The organism is Bradyrhizobium genosp. L, assembly GCF_015624485.1.
Taxonomy (GTDB): Bacteria; Pseudomonadota; Alphaproteobacteria; order Rhizobiales; family Xanthobacteraceae; genus Bradyrhizobium.
Genome location: NZ_CP061378.1, coordinates 2,374,891 through 2,399,252 on the forward strand (window position 1 = coordinate 2,374,891; position 24,362 = coordinate 2,399,252).

Annotated in this window: 21 protein-coding genes; 10 read left to right on the forward strand and 11 right to left on the reverse strand. The window is 64.4% G+C overall.

The window, feature by feature from the left end:
- Nucleotides 1–118: 118 nt before the first annotated feature.
- Together IC762_RS10980 and IC762_RS10985 are read left to right on the forward strand one after the other, a co-directional pair.
- Nucleotides 119–1,132 carry a quinone oxidoreductase family protein gene (locus IC762_RS10980; protein ID WP_195788813.1) on the forward strand — a complete coding sequence of 338 codons (1,014 nt, stop codon included), beginning with the start codon at nucleotides 119–121 and terminating at the stop codon, nucleotides 1,130–1,132.
- Nucleotides 1,133–1,245: 113 nt separating this feature from the next.
- Complete coding sequence (locus IC762_RS10985) at nucleotides 1,246–2,301, forward strand: YeeE/YedE family protein (RefSeq protein ID WP_195788814.1); 1,056 nt, start codon at nucleotides 1,246–1,248, stop codon at nucleotides 2,299–2,301.
- Between the two features lie 131 nt (nucleotides 2,302–2,432).
- Here IC762_RS10985 and IC762_RS10990 read toward each other — a convergent pair whose 3' ends face one another.
- Both IC762_RS10990 and IC762_RS10995 read right to left on the reverse strand, forming a co-directional pair.
- A complete protein-coding gene (locus IC762_RS10990; protein ID WP_195788815.1) occupies nucleotides 2,433–2,858 on the reverse strand; it encodes a hypothetical protein in 426 nt (141 codons plus the stop codon).
- A 171-nt stretch (nucleotides 2,859–3,029) separates the two neighbouring features.
- Entirely contained in the window at nucleotides 3,030–3,929 is a 900-nt protein-coding gene (locus IC762_RS10995; protein WP_195788816.1) for a DMT family transporter, read from the reverse strand.
- An 88-nt stretch (nucleotides 3,930–4,017) separates the two neighbouring features.
- Here IC762_RS10995 and IC762_RS11000 point away from each other — a divergent pair, with 88 nt between their 5' ends.
- On the forward strand, nucleotides 4,018–5,499 hold the full coding sequence (locus IC762_RS11000) for a PLP-dependent aminotransferase family protein (protein WP_195788817.1): 1,482 nt from the start codon (nucleotides 4,018–4,020) through the stop codon (nucleotides 5,497–5,499).
- A 199-nt stretch (nucleotides 5,500–5,698) separates the two neighbouring features.
- Complete coding sequence (locus IC762_RS11005; RefSeq protein WP_195788818.1) at nucleotides 5,699–7,015, forward strand: ISNCY family transposase; 1,317 nt, start codon at nucleotides 5,699–5,701, stop codon at nucleotides 7,013–7,015.
- Between the two features lie 211 nt (nucleotides 7,016–7,226).
- Here the strand turns inward: IC762_RS11005 and IC762_RS11010 are convergent, their stop codons facing one another.
- The 5 genes from IC762_RS11010 to IC762_RS11030 all read right to left on the reverse strand — a co-directional run bounded on the left by IC762_RS11010 (nucleotide 7,227) and on the right by IC762_RS11030 (nucleotide 12,059).
- Entirely contained in the window at nucleotides 7,227–8,450 is a 1,224-nt protein-coding gene (locus IC762_RS11010; RefSeq protein WP_195788819.1) for a bifunctional alpha/beta hydrolase/OsmC family protein, read from the reverse strand.
- Between the two features lie 28 nt (nucleotides 8,451–8,478).
- Nucleotides 8,479–9,138: a sulfite oxidase-like oxidoreductase gene (locus IC762_RS11015; protein ID WP_195788820.1), complete on the reverse strand. Its 660-nt coding sequence runs from the start codon at nucleotides 9,136–9,138 to the stop codon at nucleotides 8,479–8,481.
- Nucleotides 9,139–9,151: 13 nt separating this feature from the next.
- On the reverse strand, nucleotides 9,152–10,471 hold the full coding sequence (locus IC762_RS11020) for an MFS transporter (protein WP_195788821.1): 1,320 nt from the start codon (nucleotides 10,469–10,471) through the stop codon (nucleotides 9,152–9,154).
- 85 nt (nucleotides 10,472–10,556) lie between these two features.
- Entirely contained in the window at nucleotides 10,557–11,783 is a 1,227-nt protein-coding gene (locus tag IC762_RS11025) for a cytochrome P450 (protein ID WP_195788822.1), read from the reverse strand.
- Between the two features lie 69 nt (nucleotides 11,784–11,852).
- Nucleotides 11,853–12,059, reverse strand: coding sequence for a ferredoxin (locus IC762_RS11030; protein WP_195788823.1), 207 nt, complete (start codon nucleotides 12,057–12,059; stop codon nucleotides 11,853–11,855).
- Nucleotides 12,060–12,536: 477 nt separating this feature from the next.
- On the opposite strand from IC762_RS11030, the gene IC762_RS11035 reads away from it, so the two are divergent.
- The 4 genes from IC762_RS11035 to IC762_RS11050 all read left to right on the forward strand — a co-directional run bounded on the left by IC762_RS11035 (nucleotide 12,537) and on the right by IC762_RS11050 (nucleotide 17,976).
- Nucleotides 12,537–14,099: an ABC transporter substrate-binding protein gene (locus tag IC762_RS11035; RefSeq protein ID WP_195788824.1), complete on the forward strand. Its 1,563-nt coding sequence runs from the start codon at nucleotides 12,537–12,539 to the stop codon at nucleotides 14,097–14,099.
- Between the two features lie 154 nt (nucleotides 14,100–14,253).
- The gene (locus tag IC762_RS11040; protein ID WP_195788825.1) at nucleotides 14,254–15,234 is read left to right on the forward strand and encodes an ABC transporter permease; all 981 of its coding nucleotides are present in this window, start codon (nucleotides 14,254–14,256) and stop codon (nucleotides 15,232–15,234) included.
- A gap of 2 nt (nucleotides 15,235–15,236) precedes the next feature.
- Nucleotides 15,237–16,154, forward strand: coding sequence for an ABC transporter permease (locus tag IC762_RS11045; protein ID WP_195788826.1), 918 nt, complete (start codon nucleotides 15,237–15,239; stop codon nucleotides 16,152–16,154).
- A 1-nt stretch (nucleotide 16,155) separates the two neighbouring features.
- Complete coding sequence (locus tag IC762_RS11050) at nucleotides 16,156–17,976, forward strand: ABC transporter ATP-binding protein (protein WP_195788827.1); 1,821 nt, start codon at nucleotides 16,156–16,158, stop codon at nucleotides 17,974–17,976.
- Between the two features lie 3 nt (nucleotides 17,977–17,979).
- Here IC762_RS11050 and IC762_RS11055 read toward each other — a convergent pair whose 3' ends face one another.
- Nucleotides 17,980–19,386, reverse strand: a complete 1,407-nt coding sequence (locus IC762_RS11055; protein ID WP_195788828.1) for an amidase — start codon at nucleotides 19,384–19,386, stop codon at nucleotides 17,980–17,982.
- Nucleotides 19,387–19,576: 190 nt separating this feature from the next.
- Here IC762_RS11055 and IC762_RS11060 point away from each other — a divergent pair, with 190 nt between their 5' ends.
- Together IC762_RS11060 and IC762_RS11065 are read left to right on the forward strand one after the other, a co-directional pair.
- On the forward strand, nucleotides 19,577–20,530 hold the full coding sequence (locus IC762_RS11060; protein WP_195788829.1) for a phosphotransferase: 954 nt from the start codon (nucleotides 19,577–19,579) through the stop codon (nucleotides 20,528–20,530).
- The gene (locus IC762_RS11065; RefSeq protein WP_195788830.1) at nucleotides 20,527–21,483 is read left to right on the forward strand and encodes a choline kinase family protein; all 957 of its coding nucleotides are present in this window, start codon (nucleotides 20,527–20,529) and stop codon (nucleotides 21,481–21,483) included. The genes IC762_RS11060 and IC762_RS11065 overlap by 4 nt, the downstream gene beginning before the upstream one ends.
- Here the strand turns inward: IC762_RS11065 and IC762_RS11070 are convergent.
- From IC762_RS11070 to IC762_RS11080, 3 genes are all read right to left on the reverse strand, one after another.
- On the reverse strand, nucleotides 21,480–22,268 hold the full coding sequence (locus IC762_RS11070; protein ID WP_195790087.1) for an inositol monophosphatase family protein: 789 nt from the start codon (nucleotides 22,266–22,268) through the stop codon (nucleotides 21,480–21,482). The two genes, IC762_RS11065 and IC762_RS11070, sit on opposite strands and share 4 nt — an antisense overlap.
- An 80-nt stretch (nucleotides 22,269–22,348) precedes the next feature.
- Nucleotides 22,349–23,344: a helix-turn-helix domain-containing protein gene (locus IC762_RS11075; RefSeq protein ID WP_195788831.1), complete on the reverse strand. Its 996-nt coding sequence runs from the start codon at nucleotides 23,342–23,344 to the stop codon at nucleotides 22,349–22,351.
- 13 nt (nucleotides 23,345–23,357) lie between these two features.
- Nucleotides 23,358–24,194 (reverse strand): DeoR/GlpR family DNA-binding transcription regulator, encoded by an 837-nt coding sequence (locus IC762_RS11080; protein ID WP_195788832.1) that lies wholly within the window; start codon nucleotides 24,192–24,194, stop codon nucleotides 23,358–23,360.
- Nucleotides 24,195–24,362: the final 168 nt, after the last annotated feature.

Genomic DNA, 24,362 nt, shown 5'->3' on the forward strand with positions numbered 1-24,362 from the left:
CCTCCCAATAAACCGCTTGAATTGAACGGTCAGTCGATTAGTCATGAGGCGGGGCCGCATGGCGGCGTCGATCGCGCGAGCTCTGCCTCGCGCAAAAGCGACCAAGACTGGAATGTGCATGCCGCCCGCCCTGCAAGCAGACCGCCACTCCGTCGACGCGCGTTGCGTACGTCTGTTGGCGAAGGCCGAGACCGCGGCGGCGGTGGCGCCGGTGGTCGAGACCCATGCGCTGTCGCGGGCGGCCGACGACCTGCTCATCGAGGTCAAGGCTGCCGCGGTCAATCCGTCCGACGTGAAGGCGGCGACCGGGCTGATGCCCTATGCCGTGTTCCCGCGCACCTCCGGCCGCGACTACGCCGGTGTCGTGATCGACGGTCCCGCGGGCTGGCCTGGGCGCGAGGTGTTCGGCTCGTCCGGCGACCTCGGCATCCGCCGCGACGGCACCCATGCCACGCATCTCGTGGTCGAGGCCGACGCGGTGGTGGAGAAGCCAGCCGGTATCTCCTGGGATGAAGCCGCCGGCATCGGCGTGCCCTTCGTCACCGCGATGGAAGGCCTGCGCCGCGCCGGGCTACCGAAGCAAGGCGAGACCGTGCTCGTGATGGGCGTCAACGGCAAGGTCGGCCAGGCCGCGGTGCAGATCGCGAGCTGGCACGGCGCGCGGGTGATCGGCGTCGTCCGCAAGAACGAGCCCTACGAGGGTCATACCAACGCGCCAGTGGACGTGATCGATGCCTCCGCCGCCGATGTCGCGACTCGGGTGCGCGAGCTGACCGGCGGCAAGGGCGCCGACATCGTCTACAACACGGTCGGCGATCCCTATTTCCAGGCTGCACACAAATCGCTGGCGTTGCGCGGCCGGCAGATCCTGATCGCGGCGGTCGACCGCATCGTGCAGTTCAACATCCTCGAATTCTATCGCGGTCAGCATACCTATGTCGGCATCGATACGCTGGCGCTGTCGTCGGTCGCCACCGGCGCGGTGCTGCGTGAACTCGCGTCCGGATTTGCGAACCGATACCTGAAGCCGTTCCCGATCAATCCAAAGGCGATCTATCCGTTGGAGCAGGCCAAGGCAGCATTCGTAGCCGTAGCCGGCTCATCGCGCGACCGCGTGATTTTGCGGCCATGAGTGGCCGTCATTGCGAGCGAAGCGAAGCAATCCACCGCTCCGCGCATGCGGATGAATGGATTGCTTCGTCGCGCTGCTCCTCGCAATGACGGCATAAACCTGAGAGCGTTCGCATGGACCCCGCCACCATCGTCATCCTCGCCGCCCTGATCATCGGCCTGATCTATGGCTCGATCGGGCTTGTCAGCGGCTTTTGCATGATGAGCAGCCTGCGCGGCTGGTGGGCGGACGGCGACGGTCGGCTGGTGCGTACCTACGCGTTGGCGATGGGGATTGCGATCGCGGCCTCGCAACTGCTTGCCGCCGCGGGTCTGGTCGATCTCGGCAAGTCGATCTACCTGCAGCCGTCGTTCTCGGCACCGGTGATGTTCCTCGGCGGGCTGTTGTTCGGTTACGGCATGGTGCTGTCGAACGGCTGCGGCTCGCGCGCGCTGGTGCTGCTCGGACGCGGCAATCTGCGCTCCTTCGTGGTCGTGATCGTGCTCGGCATCTTTGCCGAGATGACGCTGAAGGGCCTGATTGCGCCGGCGCGGATCGCGATGGTGCAGGCCTCGCAGGCCACGGTCGCCGCCAATTCGCTGCCGGTGCTGCTGGCGAGCGCAGGCCTCGGCGCCGCGTCGGCGCGGATGGTCGCGGCCGCCGTGCTCGCGGCCGCTCTGATCATCTTCGCGTTTTCGCACACGTCATTCCGCAAGTCGCCCGGACAGATCGCGGCCGGCCTGATCGTCGGCCTGCTGGTGGCGGGTGGCTGGTACGCGACCGGCTATCTCGGCGCCGATGATTTCAACCCGACGCCGGTGACCTCGCTTACCTTCATCGCGCCGATCGCCGATGCGCTGCAATACATCATGCTGTCGACCGGCTCGACGCTGAATTTCGGCATCGTCACCGTGTTCGGCGTGTTCGCCGGCAGTCTTCTGACCGCGCTCGTCACCGGGCGCTTCCAGCTCGAAGGCTACCGGTCGCCGCAGCACATGCTGCGCTCGTCAGCCGGCGCCGCGCTGATGGGCGTGGGCGGCGTGATGGCGTTCGGCTGCTCGGTCGGGCAGGGCCTGACCGGATTGTCGACGCTGTCGCTGTCATCCTTCATCGCGATCGCCGGCATCCTGCTCGGCACCGGCGCCGGCCTGCGCGGCGCCTTGCGGGTCAGGCCGCTCGCGGCGGCCTAAGGTGTGTCGTAACCGTCGGCTTCCAGTCATAAAGCGGAAGTTGCCCGGTTCGGTAGTTATCGGCGGCTTATGACCCGAAGCGGAAGTCAGATCGGCCAGAAGGTCTATCGTCTCCGACCGTCCTCGCGGCATTAATGGCAAGCGAGTTTTCTGGCCTGCTCTTCGATGGGCTGCAGCCGATCAGAACTGACTGCGGTCACCACCTCGACGAAATCTGTGCAGTTGAATACGAATTGCATCAGGCGCTTCGGGTCGTAACCATCTCCTTCGACCAAGTAGGCGACCACTCTAACGAGGGTGCCGCCAGGGGCAATGTTTACAATGGATTTCAAATCGATCACGAACGTGTCCCCATGGTCCGACCTAAATGTATGCCAATCAGGCTCGAAAACTCTTCTCCCTTTCCAAGTTATGTAGCCATCGCGCCATTTAGCCGGAGCGGCCGCGCGGAACGGCGTTGGCCCGATCACATCAGCGTCAAACGATTGCCCGCTTGCCACTGGCACACTCAAAAAGTGCCCGAGACCAAGAACAAGAAGGATGATCTTGCTTTTCATTTCTCGACCAAACAACGCTTAGCTACCCTAGCGTGCTGGTGCGAGCGTGCGCAAGCCTCCTCCCAGAGCAGAGTCTGCTGTTGGCCTAGGGCCGACATGCAGCGACCTCGGTTTTGACGTCAGCTTCCGAGGCCGAAGCGGACGTGACGAATCTATGAGTACAGGCCCGAATTACGCACGCGCCGGCGCATCCGCGAGCGAGCTGAGCGCGATGCCGCCGACGATCAATGCGGCGGCGATCGCCAGCGAGAGATCGATCGGCTCGCCGAGAAGGAGCGCTGCACTCAGGATGCCGACGATCGGCGTTCCCGTCGTACCGAGCGAAGTCGTCAGCGCCGGCAGGCTCTTGTTGACCATGGACATCGCCCAATAGGCCAGCGCCGTCCCGATGAAGCCGGAATACAGGAACAGCAGTGCGAGATGCGGCGACCAAGTCACGCGTGGCGGGCCTTCCGAGATCAGCGCCATCGTCGTCAGCACCAGCGTCGCGACCAGCACCTGCCAGAGCAGCAACTGAAGCGGGGTCGCGACCCAGCGGTGCGAGCGGATGTAGATGATGTTGGCGGCCCAGCAGATCGCGGCGAGGATGATCATGGCGGCACCGGCCAGGACGTGCAGATTGCTCCAGTCGAGCGATGCCGGGTTGAGGATCACGCAGAGGCCGGCCAGTCCCGATGCGACGCCGGCCAGCTTGAGCATGCCGAGCCGTTCGGACCGCACGGCGCCGGCCGCCAGCGCGACCCAGAGCGGCGTGGTGTAACCAAGCACGATGCCCTTGCTCGCCGGCAAATAGCGCAGCCCGGCCGCGACCAGCACCGAGAAGAATGTCATGTGCAGCAGCGCCACGCTGAGCACGACGGGGACATCGGCGAGCCGGGGAACGATCAGATTGCCGCTGGCGCGCAGGATCACCAGCAGGGCGGCCAGCGCGATCCAGCTCCGGATCGATGCGGTCCACAGCGGCGGCACCGCCTGAACCAGCGATTTTGTCACCGACCAATTGATGCCCCAGGCCACCACCACCACGATGAACAGGGCGGCAGCTTTGGCTGGTGCGAGCGACTGGTTCACGGCGGCATCCTTGCAGGCGGTACAGCATCTGAATAAGATCGCTCTGGCTCTCTCAAAAGAGCCAGTTTGGATAGAATAGAGGAGCCAGATGATCCTCGCCGAATTGCTCACGCTGAAGCGGTCGGACGATGCCGCGCTGGTGGCGCAGCTCACCCAGCAGCTGCGCGCGCTGATGGCGAGTGGCCGGATCAGGAGCGGGGCCGTGCTGCCGTCGAGCCGCAGCCTGTCCGCCGAGCTCGATGTGTCACGCAACACCGTCACGCATGCCTATGAACAACTGGCGGCCGAAGGCTATCTCAGTGTTGCCGCACGGCGGCGTCCGGTGGTGGCGGACGATATCCAGCAGCGCTTCGCCAAGGCGGCGCCGGCGCCAAAACGTGCGCCAAAATCCGAGACAAGACGCGATGCTGTTCGCAAGCCTGTGCTGTCGCCATGGGCCGCAAAACTCTCCGAGACGGATTGGCCGCTGTCGTATCAGGCCGAATTCCGGCCGCTCCGTCCCGGCCTCGCGGACGCCCGAGAATTTCCGCACCAGATCTGGGCGCGGTGTCTGCGCCGCAGCGCGCTGCGGCGCCGCTTCAACGACCAGACCGTGGTCAACCGGCCGAGCCTCCGCGAAGCGTTGCGCGATTATCTCGAGATCAACCGCGGTGTGCACGCCGAGGCGGAGCAGATCCTGATCCTGCCGGCGGCGCAGGCTGCGCTGACATTGATCGCCGCATCGACCGTGGTGCCCAACGATACGGTCTGGACCGAGGATCCCGGCTACCCCGGCGCCGCGGCGGCGTTTCGCGCGGCCGGCGCCGATGTCGTCGGCGTCAGGCTTGACCGATGGGGCATGACGCGGGTGGGCGAGACGCAGCCGCCAAAGCTTATCTTCGCGACGCCGTCGCATCAGCATCCGACCGGACGCGTGATGCCGGTGGCGCGTCGCAGCGAATTGTTGGCCGTTGCCGAGCCTGGCAAGACCTGGATCGTCGAGGACGATTACGACGGCGAGTTTCACTATGACAGCCGGCCGATGCCTGCACTGCAGGGGCTCGATCGCGAGGGATGCGTGCTCTATCTCGGGACGTTTGCGAAAGCGATGACCGCCGATATCCGCATCGGCTATCTCGTGGTGCCGTCTCAGCTCGCGAAGACGATGGAGATCGCGCAGCGCCATCTCGGGCTGGTCGCCTCGGTGCATGTCCAGGAGGCGCTGGCCGATTTCATGACCGACGGGCATTTCCTCGCGCATCTCAGGCGGATGCGGCGGCTCTACCGGTCGCGCCGGGATCATCTCGCCGCGGCGCTGGCGCGACACCTCGGCGGGGTGCTTGCGCCGGAGATCCCGCCGGGTGGGATGCAGCTCGTCGCCCGGTTCAAGGATGGGGCATCGGACCGAAACGCGGTGACGCGGCTGGTTGCGGCCGGTGTCGAGGTTCGCGCGCTGTCGAGCCTGGCGCTGGAGCGGCCGCGCGACGTCGGCCTGCTGCTCGGCTTCGCGGCCTGGCGTGAGAACGAGATCGGCGCCGCGGTCCGGATTATGGCGAACTGCCTGACCACCAAGCGCGCGGCGCGTGGGTAGACGGCGAGGCGTGTTGCGTGACTTCGGAATATTGGAAATGTATCGCTGAGTTGCCCGACGTGTCAAGTTGCCTTTTTCAAACGTGTCAGTAGCGCGTGATCTGTCGCCTGTTTGTAGCTCGTGAAGTGTCGTGTTTTTGGTGCCCGGGAACCAAGGGGGCACGATGGGCACGGCATCCATTCACGAGGGAGTACGACGGATGCGGTTTTCAGATTTGCTGGAGCGTACGGAGGCCAAGGAGCTGACGCAGGAGGCGGCGTCGGAGGTTCTGGGGATCAGCGTAAGGACCTTTCAACGCTGGGCGGAGCGCTTTGAGGCGGAGGGCGATGCCGGGCTTGTCGACCGGCGGATGGGTCGGCGATCGCCGAGACGGGCGCCGGAGGAGGAACTGGAGCGGATGCTGGGGCTGTTCCGGGACAAGTACGCGGACTTCACGGTGAAGCATTTCCACGAGCAGCTGCAAAAGCGGCATGACTACATGCTGGGCTATACGGTGACCAAGCTGGCCTTGCACGCAGCCGGGTTGGTGCGGAAGGCGCCGAAGCGTTCGGCGCACCGCAAGAAGCGCCCCCGCCGGCCGCTTCGGGGCATGCTGCTGCATCAGGACGGATCGCGCCACGTCTGGATCGAGGGTCTGCCCGCGAGCGACCTGATCGTCACGATGGACGATGCGACCAGCGAGGTCTACTCGATGGTCCTGGTCGAGGAAGAAGGAACGGCCTCGACCTTCCAGGCCCTGCGCGAAGTGATTGGCGAGCATGGCCTGTTCTGCGCGCTCTACACCGACCGCGGCAGCCATTATTTCCTGACCCCAAAAGCTGGCGAGAAGGTCTCGAAGACGCAACAAACCCAGGTGGGACGGGCCTTGTCGCATCTTGGGATCGAGCATATCGCAGCCTATTCGCCGCAGGCGCGCGGGCGCTCCGAGCGGCTGTTCGGCACGTTGCAGGACCGGCTGCCGAAGGAGCTGCGGCTTGCCGGGATCACGACGGTTGAGGCTGCCAATGCGTGGCTGAAGGCGCATTACATCGCCGGGCACAACGCCGCCTTTGCGATCAAGCCCGAACAGGAAGGCAGTGCATTCGTGGCCGACCGGCATGAGGCCTGGCGCGAGGCGCTGTGCGTGATCGAGGAGCGAACCGTCGCCAACGATAACACCGTTGCATGGAACGGTCGGCGGTTGCAGTTGCCGCAGAGCCGGCTCAGGCCGCACTTCGTCAAGGCCGTGGTGCGCCTCCATGAGTATCCCGATGGCACCCTCAGCGTGTTCCTCGGGCCGCATCGGTTGGCGATGTTCAGCGCCGACGGACAGCAGATCAGCCCCGACGCGCCCCAGCCTGGCAGCGTGCTCGCAGCCGTCAAGGACAAGCCCTGGCGGGCGCGCAAGCGCGCGTCCTTGACCGCTCCTGCGCGCGCCGCCGTCGAGACAGCGCGGGTCGGGGCGGAGAAACCGGCTGCAAGTCGAACAAAGAAACCCACCCGCAGGGCTAAAACCGCCGCAACAGCCGTGGCATGATCAATCAGGGAATGCCGTCCACGCCTTCCGGCTCCCCTGCCAATCTGAAACGAAGGCGACAGATCACGAGCTACAAAAACACGACATCTTCACCCGCTACGGACAGTTGCCTTTTTCAAACGCCGGCGGCCGCCGGCTCCTTTGCATGGGGTTGTTTTTCGATATTTTTGGCGCGCCACTGCGGGGTGGCCCATCTTGCCGCGTGGCAGGCTTACTCCGCGGCCTTGGTGACGATCCGGACCTCCGACGTCAGCGTCTTGTGCACCGGGCACTTGTCGGCGATCTCCATCAGCCGCTTGCGCTGGTCGGCGTCGAGTGCACCCTCGATCTTGATGACGCGGTCGATCTGATCGAGCATGCCTTCGCGCGTTTCGCATTCCTCGCAGTCTCTCGCATAGATCTTGTTGTGCTGGAGCGTCACGGTGATGCGGTCGACCGGCAGCGACTTGCGGTCGGCATACATCCGCATCGTCATCGAGGTGCAGGCGCCGAGCGCGGTGAGCAGGAAATCATACGGCCCGGGGCCGCTATCCTGGCCTCCGACCGCGACCGGCTCGTCGGCCAGCAGGCGGTGCGGGCCCGACGTGACGATCTGCTGGAACTTGCCGTTGCGGGTCTCCTGCACCACGACGTTGCGCGGGGCGGCCTCGCTGCTCGCTGCCGGCTGTGCCGCCGAGAGATCGACATAGCGCTCGGCCCAGGCGCCGATGACGTCGGCGACATAGGCGGCGTCCTGCTTGCCGCTCAGCAGATGGTCGGCGCCGGCGAGCGAGACGAAGCTCTTGGGATGCTTCGCCGCGATGAAGATGTTGGTGGCGTTGTCGATACCGACGGTGTCGTCGGTCGGCGAGTGCATCACCAGCAGCGCCTTGTGCAGCTGTTTCACCTGCGTCATCAGGGTCTGCTCGGCGACGTCATCGAGGAATTCGCGCTTGATGCGGAACGGGCGGCCGGCGAGCGACACCTCGACTTCACCCTGCGCGCGGATGTCCTCGATCCGGTCCTTGAAGAAATGCGTGACATGGGCGGGATCGGAGGGCGCGGCGATGGTGGCGACCGCCTTCGCCTCGGGAATTTGGCCAGCGGCCGCGAGGATCGCGGCCCCGCCGAGGCTGTGGCCGATCAGGAGCGCAGGCGCCTGCCGCGTCTCGCGCAAATGGTCGGCGGCGCGGACCAGGTCGGCAACGTTGGACGAGAAGGTCGAGTTGGCGAAATCACCCTCGCTGGAGCCGAGACCGGTGAAATCGAAGCGCAGCGTCGCAATGCCCTTTGCCGCCAGCGCCACCGCGATGCGCTTGGCCGCCAGCACGTCCTTGCCGCAGGTGAAGCAGTGCGCGAACAGCGCATACGCCTTGATCGGGCCGTCGGGCGTATCAAGGGCTGCGGCAAGCTGATGGCCGCCCACACCGGTGAATTGAAAGCGTTCGTGCGGCACGGGCAGGCTCCATCATGGTTGGTGGTTGTCAGTCGCCAGAATAGCGCTGTTCGGCCCAGGGATCACCGCGATTGTGATAGCCGCGCACCTCCCAGAACCCCGGCGCATCCTCGCTCACGAATTCGATGCGTTGCAGCCATTTTGCGCTCTTCCAAAAATAGAGATGCGGCACCACGAGCCGCACCGGCCCGCCATGCTCCTGCTCGAGCGGCTGGCCCGACCAGCTATGCGCGAGCAGCGCGTCCTCGGCGGCAAAGTCCTCGAGTGGCAGGTTTGTCGTATAGCCGTCATAGCAATGCAGCACGACGAAGCGCGCCTCGTCGCGCGGCCGGCAGGCAGCGAGCAGGTCGCGCGTGGCGAGCCCTTCCCACTGATTGTCGTAGCGCGACCAGGTCGTGACGCAGTGGATGTCGGAGACGAACTGCGTCTGCCTTTGTGCGATGAACTCCGCCCAGCTCCAGTAGATTGTCTGCTCGACCGCGCCATAGACGTCGAGCCGCCAGCGCGCCTGCGTGACGTTGGGCAGCATTCCGAGGTCGAGCACCGGCCAGTCCCGGGTCAGATGCTGGCCGGGCGGCAGGCGCGCTTCCTCGGGGCGGGCGTGCCTGCCGGTGAGGAATTTGCCCTCGCGCGCCCAGCGTTGCTTGCTCTGCGTCAGTTTGCTGTCGGCGGGCGGCTCGTCGGTCATGGGCGTCCCGCCGTTACTCGTGGCGATGCATCGCGGATTCATGCTTGGTGTCGCGCATGGTCGCATAGATCAGGAGCGACAGGAAGATCATGCCGCTGAGGTAGTAATAGAAGTAGTCCTCGTGGCCGGCGCTCTTGAAAGCCAGCGCCACCGCGGGCGCGGTACCGCCGAAGATCGACACGGTGATGGCATAGGGCAGGCCGACGCCGAGCGCGCGGACGTTGGTCGGAAACAGCTCGGCCTTCACGATCGCGTTGATCGAGGTATAGCCGGCGACGAAGATCCAGGCGCCGCAGATCAGGAGGAAGGCGACGAAGGGCGACTTGGTGTCCTTCAGCGCGGTCAGAATCGGCACCGTCGCCAGCGTGCCGACGACGCCGAAGAAGATCAGCAGCGGCTTGCGGCCGATACGGTCGGAGAGCGCGCCATAGATCGGCTGCAGGAAGGTTGCGAAGATCAGCGACCCGAAGATCACGAACGTGGTCTGGTCCTCGGTCAGCCCGACCGAGAGCTTGACGAAGGTCTGCATATAGGTGGTGAAGGTGTAGAACGCCGCGGTGCCGCCGGCGGTGAGTCCGACCACCAGCAGCAATTCGCGCGGATAGTTCAAGAGCCCCACGATCGAGCCGGTCGGCTTGCTGACCTTCTTGGCCTCCTCGAACGCCTCGGTCTCATGCAGTCCGCGTCGCATCACGGCGGCAATGATCGCAAGCCCGGCGCCGATCACGAACGGAATGCGCCAGCCCCAGGCCTTCAGCTCGTCCGGCGTCAAGAACACCTTCTGCAGCAGCAACAGCACGATGATGGCGGTGAGCTGGCCACCGATCAGCGTGACGTACTGGAAGCTGGAATAGAAGCCGCGGTGCTTGGGATCCGCCACCTCGCTGAGATAGGTGGCGCTGGCGCCGTATTCGCCGCCCAGGCTCAGTCCCTCGATCACGCGGGCCAGCGCCAGGATCGCGGGCGCGGCGAAGCCGATGGTGGCGTAGGTCGGCGTCACCGCGATGATCAGCGAGCCGAAGCACATGCAGACGACCGACAGGGTCAGCGACAGCCGCCGGCCATAGCGGTCGGCGATGAAGCCGAACAGCCAACCGCCGAGCGGCCGCATCAGGAAGGTCGCGGCGAACAGCACCGCGACATTGAGCTGCTGTACCACCGGGTCGCTGTGCGGGAAGAACGCCGGCGCGAAATACAACGCGAACGCTGTATAGGCGTAGAAATCATACCATTCGACGAGATTGCCGACCGAACCGATGAAGATCGACTTGATCCGCCGCTCGACGTCGTGGACGTCGAGACGATCGCTCGCGGGTGCGATTTGTTCGGACATGTCGTAGCCTCCCCCGGAACTCTTTGGTTTGATTCCGGGGCAAGCTACCTCATTTGGGTGCCGGGATGTAACTTCTCGCGGGCCCTCAGCCGCTTTTGCCGAACAGAATCGGCAGTTGACGCGGGCCGCGCACGGTGCCTTCCGACCAGGTGACCTTGCCGGCCGGGTCGAGGCGGAAGTCCGGAATCCGTTTCAACCATTCCTCGATCGCAACCTGCATCTCCATCCGTGCCAAATTGGAGCCGACGCAGCGATGGATGCCGAGACCGAAGGCGGCGTGGCGGTTCTCCTTGCGGTCGATCACCACCTTGTCGGCGTCGGGGAACATTGCGGGATCGCGGTTCGCGGCGGGGAACGACAGCAGCACCATGTTGCCCGCCTTGACCGGGCAGCCGGAGATCGTCGTCTCCTTCATCACCTCGCGCGCCATCGTCACCGGAGAAAAGGCGCGCAAGAATTCCTCGATCGCAGTAGGCATCAGTTCGGGTTGCGCGATCAGGCGCTCGCGATCCGACGGCGTCCGGGCGAGATGCCAGAGCGATGAGCCGATTGCGCTCCAGGTGGTATCGATGCCGGCGATCAGAAGCAGCCGCAGGGAGCCGAGCACGTGTTCGTCGGTGAGCGCTTGCCCGCCGGGGCCCTTCGCCCGCAGCAGCTGCGAGATCAGATCGTCGCCCGGCTCTCGCTTGCGCTGCTCGAGATGGGCCATGAAGTAGCCGGTCATCTCGCGCACGCCGCTCATCAACTCGTTGTCGTCTTTGATGCCGAGCTCGAGGATCTGGTGGATCCATTTGATGAAGAGGTCGCCGTCCTTCTCGGGGATGCCGAGCATGTGCGCGATGGCGCGCACCGGAATGTTCTTGGTGTAGCGGGCCGCGGCGTCGCAGCCGCCGTCATCGATGAACTCGTCGATCAGCTCGTTGCAGATCGCGCGCACCCGCGGCTCGAGCCGCTTCATCGCGTCCGGCGTGAACGGCGGCAGCAAGACCTGCTTGGCTGGTTTGTGCTCCGGTGGATCGGAGGTGATCGGCGGCGCGCGCGCGGTGATGTCGGGGCGGACGTCGCGCACGATGACGCGGCGCGAGGAGAAATGCTCGGTGTCGTAGGCGATCTCCTTCACCGCCTGATAGGTGGTCGGCAGGTAGCAGCCGAGGAAGCGCTCGGTCCGCACCATGGGAGAGGTCGCGCGCAGCGTCTCCCAGATCGGAAACGGATCTTCGGTCCAGACCGGATCGGTGTGGTCGAAATCATTGACCCAGTCGGTGACCGGGGGATGCTCGGGCAGATAGCTTGCGGACGGGGAATCGGACATCGGCTCGTTTCCTTCTCGTTCGATCAGACGCGGCTCAATGGAGGCCGTAGCCGCCATCGTCGGCCGGGGTTATTCCTCGGTGACTTCGATCGCGATTTCCGGGCAATTGGTCTGCGCAAGCCAGGCCTTGTCCTCGAGCCCGGCGGGCACCGAGCCGTCGCCGGCTTCATGGGCGTTGCCGTATTCGTCGAGCTCGAACAGTTCAGGGGCGAGCGATTTGCAGCGGGCGTGACCCTGGCATTTGTCCTGGTCGACGCGGATTCTGAGCTTGGACATGCACGCGCTCTCCCTCGGGCTGTCGCGCGCAACAGGCGCGCAGGTTCCTCATTTGCTCTTCATGCAAGTTCTAGCTTGCTTTGCAGCCCGCCGCTTGGCGGCGACTGCGAAGTTATATCATATTACATTATCGCAGGGCCGGTACGTCAAGCGAAAATTCGGTGATGGGACACTCGGCAAGCGATCCGCGACGCGCAGCGACACATGATCGTGCCGGCGCCTGATCATCCACGCGCTGCACATGGCGGAGGCGCGCATGCCTCGCAGTTGAGCGAGGCCGCTCGTGCGATCACAAATCGCTGCGCGAAACCGCCGCACCCGGGAGCGTCAGCAACGGAATCGTGGAGCAGCAGAAATCGGGGCTTTTCGGCCTTTGGTCTACGCTTTGCACGTTACGCTGGAGGATCGAAACAGCTGAATGCCTCGCGATCTCGGGAGAGCACTTTCAGCGTCGCCGATATCACGAGGGGATAGCATATGATCAACCGCAGAGACTTGATGCTAGGGGGGCTTGCCGGTGCCGGAGCGTTCGGCTTCGGCCGGGTGAATCCCGATTTTCTGATGAGCTCGGCTTTTGCCGCCGACGGCAAGGCGCTGCGCTTTCTCGGCGCCGAAGCGCTGACCGGGAATTGGGATCCGACGACTCACACCAATCTCGGCCAGCTCATCGTCGAGGGTTTCGTCTTCGGCTATCTGACCCGGGCGCCGATGCGGCCGGAGAAGCCGGATGAGCTGATCTTCGAGCTCGCTGAATCGATGAAGCCGATCGACACCTACACGATGGAAGTGAAGCTGCGGAAGGGCATCAAGTTTCACGACGGCACGCCGTTCACGGCGGCCGACGTCAAGGCGACTTATGAATATGGCTGTCAGCCGGATCGGCCGGCGCAGTGGTATCCGGGCCTCGTGTCGGTCGATGTCGTCGACGACCACACCTGTCACATCAACACCAAGGCGCAAGGCTATCCGGCGACGCTGTACTACTATCTCTCCTCTTTCTTGCCGATCATGGCCGCCAAGGACGTCGCCAACAAGGCCCAGCTGTCGGCGCGGATGAACGGCACCGGTCCGTACAAATATGTCGAGCAGAAGGGTGACACCACCGTTCTCGCGGCCAATGCCGATTTCTACCTTGGCGCGCCGAAGATCCCCGGCGTCGAATATCACTTCGTCGGTGACACCACGACGCGGACGCTCTCACTCCTGAACGGCGAGGCCGATATCATCGAGCGGCTGGAGCAGGAGCAGGTCGAGACCATCGCCAAGGATGCGCGCTTCAACATCCACAAGGCGATCTCGGTGGAGAACAAATATCTCTTCTTCCGCTGCTCCAAGAAGCCGTTCGACGATCCGCGCGTCCGGCTGGCGGCCTGCCACTCCATCGACCGCAAGCAGGTGCTCGAGGTGCTCGGCGTCTCCGGCACCTACTCGAAAGCTCACATCTCGCCGGTGAAGTTCGGCTACACCGAGGTCGCCGATTATCCGGAGTTCGATCCGGACAAGGCGCAGAAGCTGCTCGCGGAAGCCGGCTATCCCAAGGGGCAGGGCCTGCCCGAGCTGACCTATTACACGTCGGTCGGCTTCTATCCCAAGACCAAGGAATACGCCGAACTGATCACCGGCATGCTTCAGGAGCAGGGCTTCAAGGTCAATCTCCAGACCCTCGAAGTCGCAGCCTGGGGTAACCTGCTCTATGACAAGCCGGGCGGCGGCGAGGGCAACATGATCGACTGCGGCTGGTGCACCGGCTCGCCCGAGCCGGATCTGGTGATACGCACCCACTTCCATTCGTCGTCGAAGCGGATCACCGGCATCGTCGACAAGGACATCGATGCGGTGCTCGACAAGGAGCGCAACGCGACGTCGATCGAGGAGCGCAAGAAGATCCTGCAGACCGAGACGCTGCCGACCATCGCCAGGAAGGCGCCGGCGCTGGCGCTGTTCACGTCGGTCTTCATCCATGCCTACAGCAAGAAACTGGATGGCCTCTACATCTATCCGAACGGCATGCAGGACATGAGCAAGGCCACTCTGGCATGATGATTGCTCCGGCAGGCCGGACGACCCGGCCTGCCGGACTCCTTGACCAAATGCAGGCCGGACGACCCGGCCTGCCGGACTCCCTGACCAAATGCAGGCCCGACAACCTGGCCTGCCGGAACTCCCTGACCCAATGCAAGGATAGCTCTTCTCGATGTTGATCCTGGAATTCCTGGTCAAGCGGATCGCACAGGGCATCCTGATCGTCTTCATCACGTCACTGATCATCTTCACGCTGTTGCGTGTGGTGCCCGGCGATCCGGTGCGCCTGATCGTCGGCGGCATGGCGCCAGCCGACGTGGTCGAGAAGGTGGCGACCAAGATGGGGCTGCGCGACCCCATCATCGTGCAGTACGGCCGCTACATGCGCGGGCTGGCGCAGGGGGATCTCGGGCAGTCCTATCTGCGGCCGCGCAGCGGCATGATCGCGACCGGGGGTCAATACATCGACCCGACCAAATCGGACATGGCGCCGGTGGTCGACCTCATTCTCGAACGCCTGCCGTTCACGCTGCAGCTCGGCGGCATGGCGCTGCTGTTCGCGTTGTTGATCTCGTTTCCCATTGGCCTTGCGGGCGGGCTGCATCAGCATCGCTGGCAGAATGCGGTGGCGTTCGGCGTGCAGTCGTTGTTCGTGTCGATCCCGAACTTCTGGCTCGCGATCGTGTTGATCCTGTTCCTGTCGGTCAAGCTGAAGCTGCTGCCGGCGCTCGGCTACCAGGGATTCTCCTACGTGATCCTGCCGGCGATCGTGCTCGCGGTCGAGATCGCGCCGTTCATCATCCGCACGCTGACGACATCGCTCGGCGAGGTGATGCAATCTTCCTTCATCGATGAGGCGCGGGTCCGCGGCCTGTCGCGCCGCCGCATCGTCTATTCACATGCGCTGCGCAACGCGGCGGTGCCGCTGGTCAATTTGCTCGGCATCCAGCTCTCGACGCTGATCGGCGGCGTGCTGGTGATCGAATACATCTTCGACTATCCCGGTCTCGGCAATCTGACCGTCGTCTCCGTCGTCGGGCGTGATTTTCCGGTCATCCAGGGCATCGCCATCACCACCAGCGCCGTCTTTGTATTCATCAACATCATCGTGGACCTGGTCGCCTATCTGATCGATCCGCGGGTGGAGATCTGACCATGACGGCCACCACCATCGTCGCTGCGGAGCCCGAAAGCCGGCCGGCGCGCATCCGGTCCGTCAACCGGCGGATCATGGCCGCGGCATGGCGGATGCCGAGCTTCAAGATCGGCCTCTGCATCTTCGTCCTGCTGCTGCTCGCCTCGGCGATCTATCCCGAGGTCTCGTCGATCAGCGCCACCAAGATGGTGGTGAAGGACAAGTTTCTGCCGCCGGCCTTCCTCGGCGACAAGTGGACCTGGGATCATCCGCTGGGCACCGACCAGCTCGGGCGCGACATGCTGATGCGCAGCCTGATCGGCCTGCGCTATTCGCTGCTGATCGGCGTCGTCACCGTGCTGCTCATCTTCATCATCGGCTGCGGGCTCGGCCTGTTCGCAGGCTTCAAGGGCAAGTGGTGGGATACCATCATCATGCGGATCACCGACGCCCAGCTCTCGATTCCGATGATCATCCTGGCGATCACGATTCTCGGCGTGTCGCGGCCGACGGTGCCGACGATCATCATCGTGTTGGCGCTCTCCGGCTGGCCGCTCTACGCGCGGGTGGCGCGAAGTGCCGCTGTCGCCGAGCGCGGCAAGGAATATGTCCGTGGCTTGCGCGTGCTGGGGGCAGGGGATTGGCGTATCCTGCTGCTGTTCGCAGCGCCGAACATCCTGCCGCCGATCGCCTTTGTCGCGGTGCTCGACGTCGCGCGCATGATGATCTTCGAGGCCATCCTCGGCTTTCTCGGGCTTGGCATCCAGCCGCCGACGCCGAGCTTCGGCAGCATCATCGCCGATTCCCGCAAATATTTGCTCAATGCATGGTGGATCGGGACCTTCCCCGGCATCTTCCTCGCCGTCGCGCTGACTTCGATCAACCTGATGGGGTCGGCATTGGAGAAGGCGCGCAACCGGATCTATGGAGGTCTCTGACATGGATGCCTCGCTCATTCTCGAGGTCGAAGATCTGACGGTCGGCGCCACGGCGCCGGGCGCAACCCCGATTCTGGACCGCATCAACTTCCGCCTCAGCACATCCGAGATCTTCGGCATCTACGGCGAGAGCGGCGCCGGCAAGACGGTGCTCAGCCGCGCGCTGGCGAACTGGCTGCCGGAGAGCCTGCAATATCATGCTGGACGGGTCGCCTTTGCCGGCAACGACATTCTCGGCGCCGGCGCGCGGGAGGTCCGTATCGGCCGCGACATCGCCTATATCGGCTCCAAGCCGCAGAGCTCGCTCGATCCGACCATGCCGGTCGGGACCCAGATCGCCGAGAAGCTGCACAGCGTCAGGCCGGAATGGAATGGGCGGGAGTGCCGGGAGCGGGTCATCCAGCTCCTCAGCGAGGTGCGGATCCCGTCGCCGAAGGAGCGCTACTGGGATTATCCCGCAAAATTCTCCGGCGGCATGATGCAGCGTGCGATGATCGTGGATGCGATCTGCGCCGAGCCCGCGGTCCTCATCGCCGACAACGTGACCCAGCCGCTGGATGTCACGATCGCGGCACAGATCGTGGCGCTGCTCCACGATCTCTGCACGCGTCACAAGATGGCGACGATCTATTTGTCGTCGTCGCTGTCGACGCTCGGCCAGTTCGGCGACCGGACGGCGGTGCTGCACCAGGGCCGGTTCATCGAACAGCAGCCGTTCGCCGAACTATTGGCATCCCCGCAGACCGACTATACGCGCAAGGCGATTGCGAGCGTGCCGCGGATGTGGACCACGACCGAGGGTCCGCTTGCCCGCCGCCAGGCCGAGGGCGAAGTGCCGCTGATGCAGGTGCAGAACGTCCATCGCACCTATCGCGCCCGCAAGCGCGGCACCTTCAACACCTACAGCAACGTGCAGGCCGTGCGAGGAGTGACGCTCGACATCATGCCGCGCGAGAATTTCGGGATCGTCGGCGAATCCGGCTGCGGCAAGTCGACCTTGACCCGGCTGCTGGCCTGGCTGGAGGCTCCCGACGATGGCGGTATCCTTCTCAACGGCACGTCGCTCGGAACGTTGTCGTCGCGGGAGTTGATCCGCAAGCGCAACGAGTTCCAGCTGCTGTTGCAGGATCCCTACAATGCCTTGCCGCCGCGCACCACGGTCGGCCGCATGATCGAGGAGAGTCTCCTGATCCGCGGCAAGATTCCGCGGACCGAGCTACGCCGCCGGGTCGTTGCCGCGATGGCCGAGGTCGGCCTTGCCGCCGAGCTTTATGATCAATTGCCGAACGCGCTTTCGACCGGCGAGCGGCAGCGCATCTCGATCGCGCGGGCGCTGATCCTCGACCCCAAACTCCTGATCCTCGACGAGACTTTGACGGCGCTGGATCAGCGCGAGCAGGGCCGGTTGATCGAGTTGTTCTCGAAGCTGCAGGCGAAGAACGACCTCACTTACGTCTTCATCTCCCACGATCTGGCGATGGTGCGTAAGGTGTGCACCCGGATTGCCGTGATGTATCTCGGCGAGATGGTCGAGATCGCCGATAACCGCGAGCTGTTCTTCGACCCGCAGCACCCCTACACCAAGGCCTTGCTGTCGGCAGCTCCGACGCTGGAGGACAAGCCGTTCGATCCGTCCGATTTCCTGCTGGAGGGCGAGCCGCCAAGTCCGATCGACATCCCTGCCGGATGCAGCTTTGCGTCGCGCTGTCCGAAGGCGTTCGGGCGCTGCTCGATCGAGACGCCGAAGCTGGTCGAGCATCTGCCCGGCCGCTTCGCCGCCTGTCATCTGCTCGACGGCGACCAGGCCAAGGCGGCAGCCTGACGGTCAGGGACGCGGCTTGAACGGCCAGTCCATCGTAACCTGGCGCAGATCCTCCAACGCCTTCGTCACCTGCAGGACGCCGAGATCGTCGAAGCGGTGACCGATGACCTGCACGCCGATCGGCAGATGGTGCGAACCGAACGCCATGCAGACCGTCGACGCAGGCTGGCAGGTCTGGTTGAACATGGCGGTGAACAGGGTGTGCGCGAGCGGCGTCTCCCGCGAGACGCCGGGTTCTTCGGCCGGGAAATTCACCACCGGCAGCGTCGGCGCAATGACATAGTCCCAGCCGACGAAAGCCGCCAGCAGCTCGGATTTCATCTTCGCGATCCGGCCCATCGCCCGATACAGGTCGGCACCCGAGTGCTTGGCTCCGTCGAGGCACCAGGCGCGGACGTAAGGATTGATGTCGTGTGCGGTGTCGTCGTGTCGGGGCAGCGAGGTGTATTCGAGATGGCCACGGACCTGCAAAAACAGGTCGATCGCCGCGTAGGCGTCATAGTCGAGCGGCGAGACGAACGGCTCGACAATGGCGCCCGCGCCCGCAAGCAGCCGTCCGGCTGCCGCGACTGCGTCGCGCACATCAGGTTCAGGCTTCATGCCAAAACCCATGTCGGTGAGGACACCGATTCTTAAGCCTTTCACGTCGCGCCCGAGCCGCTCATGATAGTGCGTGCCGTCGGCGGGCAGGCTCCAGGTGTCGCGCTCGTCCTGGCGCGTCAGTACCGTCAGCAGGCGTGCGATGTCGTCGACGCTTCGGCCCATCGGGCCGGCCATGCGCATGGTATCGGCCGGCAGATGCGGTACCCGTCCGTGGGTCGGCTTCAGGCTGGCCAGGCCGCAATGCGAGGCCGGGAGGCGGACCGAGCCTGCGATATCGGTTCCGACAGAGACATAGCCCGCACCGGCCGCGACCGATGCGCCCGCGCCGGCGGATGAGCCGCCGGTATTCCAGGCGAGCCCCCAGGGATTGCGCGTGACGCCGTGCAGCGAGCTGAGGCCCGAGGCCATCAGGCCGCAATCCGGCATCGTGGTCTTGGCGAAGATCACCGCGCCGGCTTCGCGCAGCGCGATCGCCGGCGGCGAATCGTAGGTCGACGGCGGCAGCGCGCGATTGGCGCCGATGCCGTGAAAATAGGGCCAGCCGATCATCGCGACGCTGTCCTTGACCGTCATCGGGACGCCGTCAAGCGGACCCAGCGCAGTGCCGGCCTTCCAGCGCCCTTCGGATCGTCGTGCGCTCGCGACGGCGGCGTCGGCGCGAAAGCTGAACAGCGCATTGATCGCGGGATTGACCTCCTCGGCATGATCAAGCACCGCCTGGAGGACCTCGACCGGCGACAGCGCGCGCGATGCGTATGCATCGGTCAACTCGGCAAGGCTCATCGCGATCAGTTCAGTGGTCGACATTCTCTGCCTCGATGGATGGTGTCTCGAACTCCATGTCGGGATAGCGAAAATGACCTTCAGTGGGGTAGAGCCGCCGCTTCAAGGGCATGATTTGGTGGAGCGCGAGGCATCCCTTTTGCATGTGTCTTGATCAAATTTGGTGGGCACCAATTACCTGCCACATGACAATCCCGAGAGATCACGCGTCACCATGGGTCAATCTGGAGCCGAACTCGCCACGATCCGGACATGCATCGCCGGACTTCCCGGATGGGAGGCCGCCGAAATCGTCATCGAGCCTGCGATCCCGATCCTGGCATCGCCGAGCTGGCGCGGTGTCGACGGCGCTCCCTGGCGCGCCACCAGGAAAGGCGGCGGCAGCATCTTCATCAAATGCATGGACCGCGATGCCGCGCTCTATATCGACGTGGCCTGTGCCTTCGAGGCAGCCCGGCGCGCGTCCGATCTCGGCATCGGCCCGAAGGTGCTGATTGCCGATCCGATCGCCGGCCTGCTGGTGATGGAAGACCTGAACCAGGGATGGCGGGTTGGAACGCTGGAGCGGATGCTGGAGCCCAAAATCGTCGACGCGGTGATGGCGGCGCGACGCCTGTTCCAATCCGGTCCGCCGCTGCCGCGTCGCAAGGGAGTGTTCGACGAGATCGAGCATTTCCATGCAGGTGCGGTGTCTGCAAGCGCCCAGTTGCCGTCGGACATCGAATGGCTGGTCAAGGAACTGCGCTTCGCCGCCGCGGCCTTCCGCGAGCTCGATATCGCGCCGGTGCCGATCCATGGCGACGGCAATGTCTCCAACATCCTGATCAGCGACGCCGGCGAGGTCCGCCTGATCGACTGGGATCGCGCGACCACGGCCGATCCGCTCGAAGACCTCGGCAGCTTCCTGGTCGAGGCCTTTGCGCAGGAGCCGGAGGCGCGCGACGCTTTCATCCGCAGCACCGGCAAATTCGAGGAGACGGCCTTCAACCGGGCGCGCATCTACGGCGTGGCGGATGATTTGCGCTGGGGATTGATCGGCGCGCTGCTCGCGGCCAAGTCGGCGCGCAACACGCTCGAGTTCTACAAATTCGCGAGCTGGCGCTTCGTGCGCTGCCGCATGGCGGTCCGGGAGCCGCGCTTTGGCGAAATGCTTCGGAGGATCGGATGACAGTCCGCAGAGCGGTCGGCGAAGCGACCACGATCCACGAACGCAATGCCGAAGGCGCGATCGGGCGCGTGCCGCAGTGGCGCGGCCGGGCGGCGGCCTACACACCGCTGGTGGGCGGCCTGATGAACCAGAACTGGCTGGTCGAGATCGACGGCGACGCGCGTCGCTACTTCGTCAAGGTGCCCGGCGAGGGCTCCGAGATGTTCATCGATCGTGTGACGGCGAATGAAGCGGCGCGCAATGCCCATGCCATCGGCGTTGCGCCCGAGGTCGTCTTCTTCGACCCGGCGGATGGGCTCGAGGTCAGCGAGTTTCTGGAGGGCTATCGCGCCTGCACCAACGCCGATTTCGGCGACGGCACCATCCAGTCCGACGTTCTCGACCTGTATCGCCGCCTGCATGCCGGGCCGAAGCTGGCTCAAACCAAGACGATCTTCGACATGATCGAAGAGCATGTCGGGCAGGGCAGGCAATTGGGCTCGCATTTCCCCGCAGACATGCCCTGGCTGTTGCACCGCTATGGTCAGGCCAAGGCGGCGTTCATAGCGTCGGGTCTCGACCTGGTGCCGTGCTTCAACGATCCGATGCCGGGCAATTTCCTGATTTCCGCGGAGGCGGGCGCTCCGAGGCCGATGAAGCTGATCGACTACGAGTTCGCCTCCAACAACGAGCGCAGCTATGAGCTTGGTGTGCTGTTTGCCGAGATGTTCTTCGACGAGCATTTGACGGAAGCTCTGATCGAGCAATATCTCGGCGAGGTGCGTCCGCAGATGATCGCGCGCGTCATCCTCAACCGCGCGCTCGCCGACATGAAATGGGCCTCATGGGCGGTGGTCAACCGCAAGCTCAAGGATTGGGACTTCGACTATCAGAAGTACGGCGTCTGGAAATACATGCGGGCCCGCGACGTGATGTTTGACCCGCGCTGGGACAGCTGGCTGCGGCTCGTCTAATCCTGTTGCTTGAGGACAGCGAGGGCCTGCCTGAGCAGGCTCTCATTGGCGGCAGCAACGACGCGCCCATCGGAGCTCGGCGTCAGCGGCTGCCCTTCCCAGTCGCGAATGATGCCACCGGCGCCTTCGATCACGGGAATCAGCGCCATGAAATCGAACGATTTGAGCGACGTCTCGACGACGAGATCGCAGTGGCCGGACGCCAGCAGGCCGTATTGGTAGCAGTCGCCACCAAATCGCCGGAACATCGCCTTCCGGCTGAGCGCGTCGTATCGAGCCCAGTCCTGTGGCGTAAAGAAGTCGGGAGAGGATGTGTAGATCTGGGCGTCTTCCAGCTTTGCGGTACGGCTTACGCGGACAGGCCTGCCGTTGAAGGTGGTGCCTCGCGGCGTGCCATACCACCGTTCGGCCAGCGCCGGCATGTCGATCATCCCTGCGACAACCGTCTCCTCCCTTTCGTCTGCAAGCGCGACAAGCGTTCCGAACAGCGGCATTCCCGAGATGAAGCTCTTCGTTCCGTCGATTGGATCGAGATACCAGGTGTAGCGGTCGCCGACGGTCGGCTCGGCTTCCTCGCCGAGGATCCCGTGTTTGGGGAAGCGTGCGCCGATCAATCGCCGCAATTCCACTTCGATCGCGCGATCGGCGATCGTGACCGGCGTCAAGTCCTCCTTGCGCTCGAAACCGCCACTGGAGCGGAAATGCGTCAGCGCGATCCGGCCGGCCGTGTCGGCGAGGCCATCAAAGAACCCGGCGAGCTCGCTCGCGGATGGGGTGTCCTGCATGTCGTCCAATGATCGCTCCAAGGGAAAGCGCTCCGACGCGCCCTGATGCGCGACACCTGGCCTTGGCGGAAAGGGGGGCTCTACGCCGTTTCGTGAAGCCGCTGCTGGTCGACTTCCCAATAGGAGGAGCCGAAGGCCGCGCGTGGGGAGGATGCCACCCGCGCAGCGCGCGGCGGCGCCGCGGCCGGTGGGTGACGAACGTCGCGCGGTGCCACCTTGAAATGGCGACTGAAGCAGCGCGAGAAATGCGACACGTTCTTGAAGCCGACTTCGTAGGCGACCTCGGAGACGGTGCGATGGCCTTTCGGATCGGCAACCAGGATTTCGTAGGCGCGTTGCAGCCGCTTGGTCTGGACGAACTGGCTGACCGTGGTCTCGTTGTCGTTGAACAGGCTGTAGAGGTAACTTAGCGAAATCCGGCTGCTTGCAGCGATCTTCTTCGGTGACAGCGATTGATCGCCGAGACGGCTCTCGATGAAATCGACGATACGGCGGCGCAGGTGATAGCGCGCATTGCGCACGTCGGTCGCGGCACCCCGGTCTTCCGACCCGATCGTCAGCGCAATGAAGCTGACGACCTCGGTGGCGAGCGCCTGGGGGTTCGGCGGCGGCGATTCGATGAACAGCTCGGCCACGCTCTGGATCATTCCGGCGAGCAGACGGGTCATTTTCTCGTTCGGCTTGAAACGCCGGCTGATGTGGTCCTCGATCGAGACCAGCCGCCCGCGCAATTCGGCGGCCGGGACCCGCAATATCAGCGAGCGGCCGGTCCTCTCCGAAGTCAACTCGTAGAAGGCGCGTTCGCTGAGCAGGACATATTCGCCCGGCCGGGCGATGCCGGTGCGGCCGTCCTGGCTGAACGCGACGCAGCCGGTCAGCGGAAATATCAGCATGTAGGATGCATCGTCCGTGCCCGCAGCGTGCTCCCCGTTGCGCGCAAAAACCCGGCCTGGTCCGATGACTTCAAGCTCCAGCCGTCCGATCCGGGTTCGCTGATCGGCTCCGGGACCCTCGTCCTCATGATGATCGAGGCCGGCGGGTTCCTTGCTGAAAGCGAGAGATGTCAGGCGCGCCATGGCTTTGCCTTCCTCAGGTTGCGGCAACGATCAGCTCCGTTCCGGCTTCACGGAGAGCAGTTGCCAGGGCCCCTTCCGGTTGTCGGTCGGTAACCAGACGGTCGATATCGGTCCACTGCGCGAACACCGTGAGCGCGCGCTGATCGAACTTGCTATGGTCGGCGACAAGGATCGCTTCCGCCGCGCGTTTCACCATGGCGCCGTAGATGGCGCCGGCCTCGTCGTCGGCATCGTTGGCGCCGCGGGCACTGAGGCCGGTCGCGCCCACGATGGCGCGATTGGCTTCATAGCTGTTGATGCTGGCGATCGTCTGGGTGCCGAACACATAGCCTTCGGTCGGGTGATAGCGGCCGGGGCAGCACAGCACCCGGATCGACGAATTCACCGCCAGCGCCGCCGCGATCGCGTAATCGTGGGTGATGACCGTGATATCGTGCGCACGGGCCGCAAGCCGCCGCGCGACATGGAAGGTGGTCGCACCGGCCGCAAGCATCAGGACCTCATTCGGCAGCACAAGGTCGGCGATCACGGCTGCGATCGCCTCGCGTTCGGCGATCATGATCGCCTTGCGGTCGGTGAGGGCGGGCTCCAGCGCGAACGGGCGGGACGCGCCGCCATAGGTGCGGTTGATGAGCTTCTGTTCCTGCAGCTCCATGAGATCGCGGCGGATGGTCTCGCCGGAGACGCCAAGCACCGCCGCAAGCTCGGAGGCGCGCAGCGTCGGGGCGGCCGTGAGTTGCGAGATGATGTGCTGGTGCCGTTCGAGCTTCGAGAGGCGGTCGCCATCTGCCTTGCGCGGCCGCCTGTCGGCCGCAAGGGCGTTGCTGGTCTGTAAGCGCTCGCTTGCCATTCGGCTATGTCTCACCGGCTCCTCGCGCATCGTTCCTCAAGAAGAGTTGTGAGTCCACACTAATTATGTGGCACATCCCCCATTTCTTGTGCGTGCGATTGCCTGCTGAAGCAGCGCCGATTTATTAAGCAACTGAAATCGCTGTAATATTATCGTGGAAGGCGTCGC

Coding starts and splice junctions, on each gene's coding strand:
- IC762_RS11075 (WP_195788831.1), bottom strand. CDS start 23,344: ATGGCGCGCCTGACATCTCTCGCTTTCAGCAAGGAACCCGCCGGCCTC.
- IC762_RS11080 (WP_195788832.1), bottom strand. CDS start 24,194: ATGGCAAGCGAGCGCTTACAGACCAGCAACGCCCTTGCGGCCGACAGG.
- IC762_RS11065 (WP_195788830.1), top strand. CDS start 20,527: ATGACAGTCCGCAGAGCGGTCGGCGAAGCGACCACGATCCACGAACGC.
- IC762_RS11025 (WP_195788822.1), bottom strand. CDS start 11,783: ATGTCCGATTCCCCGTCCGCAAGCTATCTGCCCGAGCATCCCCCGGTC.
- IC762_RS10980 (WP_195788813.1), top strand. CDS start 119: ATGCCGCCCGCCCTGCAAGCAGACCGCCACTCCGTCGACGCGCGTTGC.
- IC762_RS11020 (WP_195788821.1), bottom strand. CDS start 10,471: ATGTCCGAACAAATCGCACCCGCGAGCGATCGTCTCGACGTCCACGAC.
- IC762_RS11050 (WP_195788827.1), top strand. CDS start 16,156: ATGGATGCCTCGCTCATTCTCGAGGTCGAAGATCTGACGGTCGGCGCC.
- IC762_RS11000 (WP_195788817.1), top strand. CDS start 4,018: ATGATCCTCGCCGAATTGCTCACGCTGAAGCGGTCGGACGATGCCGCG.
- IC762_RS11035 (WP_195788824.1), top strand. CDS start 12,537: ATGATCAACCGCAGAGACTTGATGCTAGGGGGGCTTGCCGGTGCCGGA.
- IC762_RS11070 (WP_195790087.1), bottom strand. CDS start 22,268: ATGCAGGACACCCCATCCGCGAGCGAGCTCGCCGGGTTCTTTGATGGC.
- IC762_RS11005 (WP_195788818.1), top strand. CDS start 5,699: ATGCGGTTTTCAGATTTGCTGGAGCGTACGGAGGCCAAGGAGCTGACG.
- IC762_RS11030 (WP_195788823.1), bottom strand. CDS start 12,059: ATGTCCAAGCTCAGAATCCGCGTCGACCAGGACAAATGCCAGGGTCAC.
- IC762_RS11045 (WP_195788826.1), top strand. CDS start 15,237: ATGACGGCCACCACCATCGTCGCTGCGGAGCCCGAAAGCCGGCCGGCG.
- IC762_RS11055 (WP_195788828.1), bottom strand. CDS start 19,386: ATGTCGACCACTGAACTGATCGCGATGAGCCTTGCCGAGTTGACCGAT.
- IC762_RS10990 (WP_195788815.1), bottom strand. CDS start 2,858: ATGAAAAGCAAGATCATCCTTCTTGTTCTTGGTCTCGGGCACTTTTTG.
- IC762_RS11040 (WP_195788825.1), top strand. CDS start 14,254: ATGTTGATCCTGGAATTCCTGGTCAAGCGGATCGCACAGGGCATCCTG.
- IC762_RS10985 (WP_195788814.1), top strand. CDS start 1,246: ATGGACCCCGCCACCATCGTCATCCTCGCCGCCCTGATCATCGGCCTG.
- IC762_RS11060 (WP_195788829.1), top strand. CDS start 19,577: ATGGGTCAATCTGGAGCCGAACTCGCCACGATCCGGACATGCATCGCC.
- IC762_RS11015 (WP_195788820.1), bottom strand. CDS start 9,138: ATGACCGACGAGCCGCCCGCCGACAGCAAACTGACGCAGAGCAAGCAA.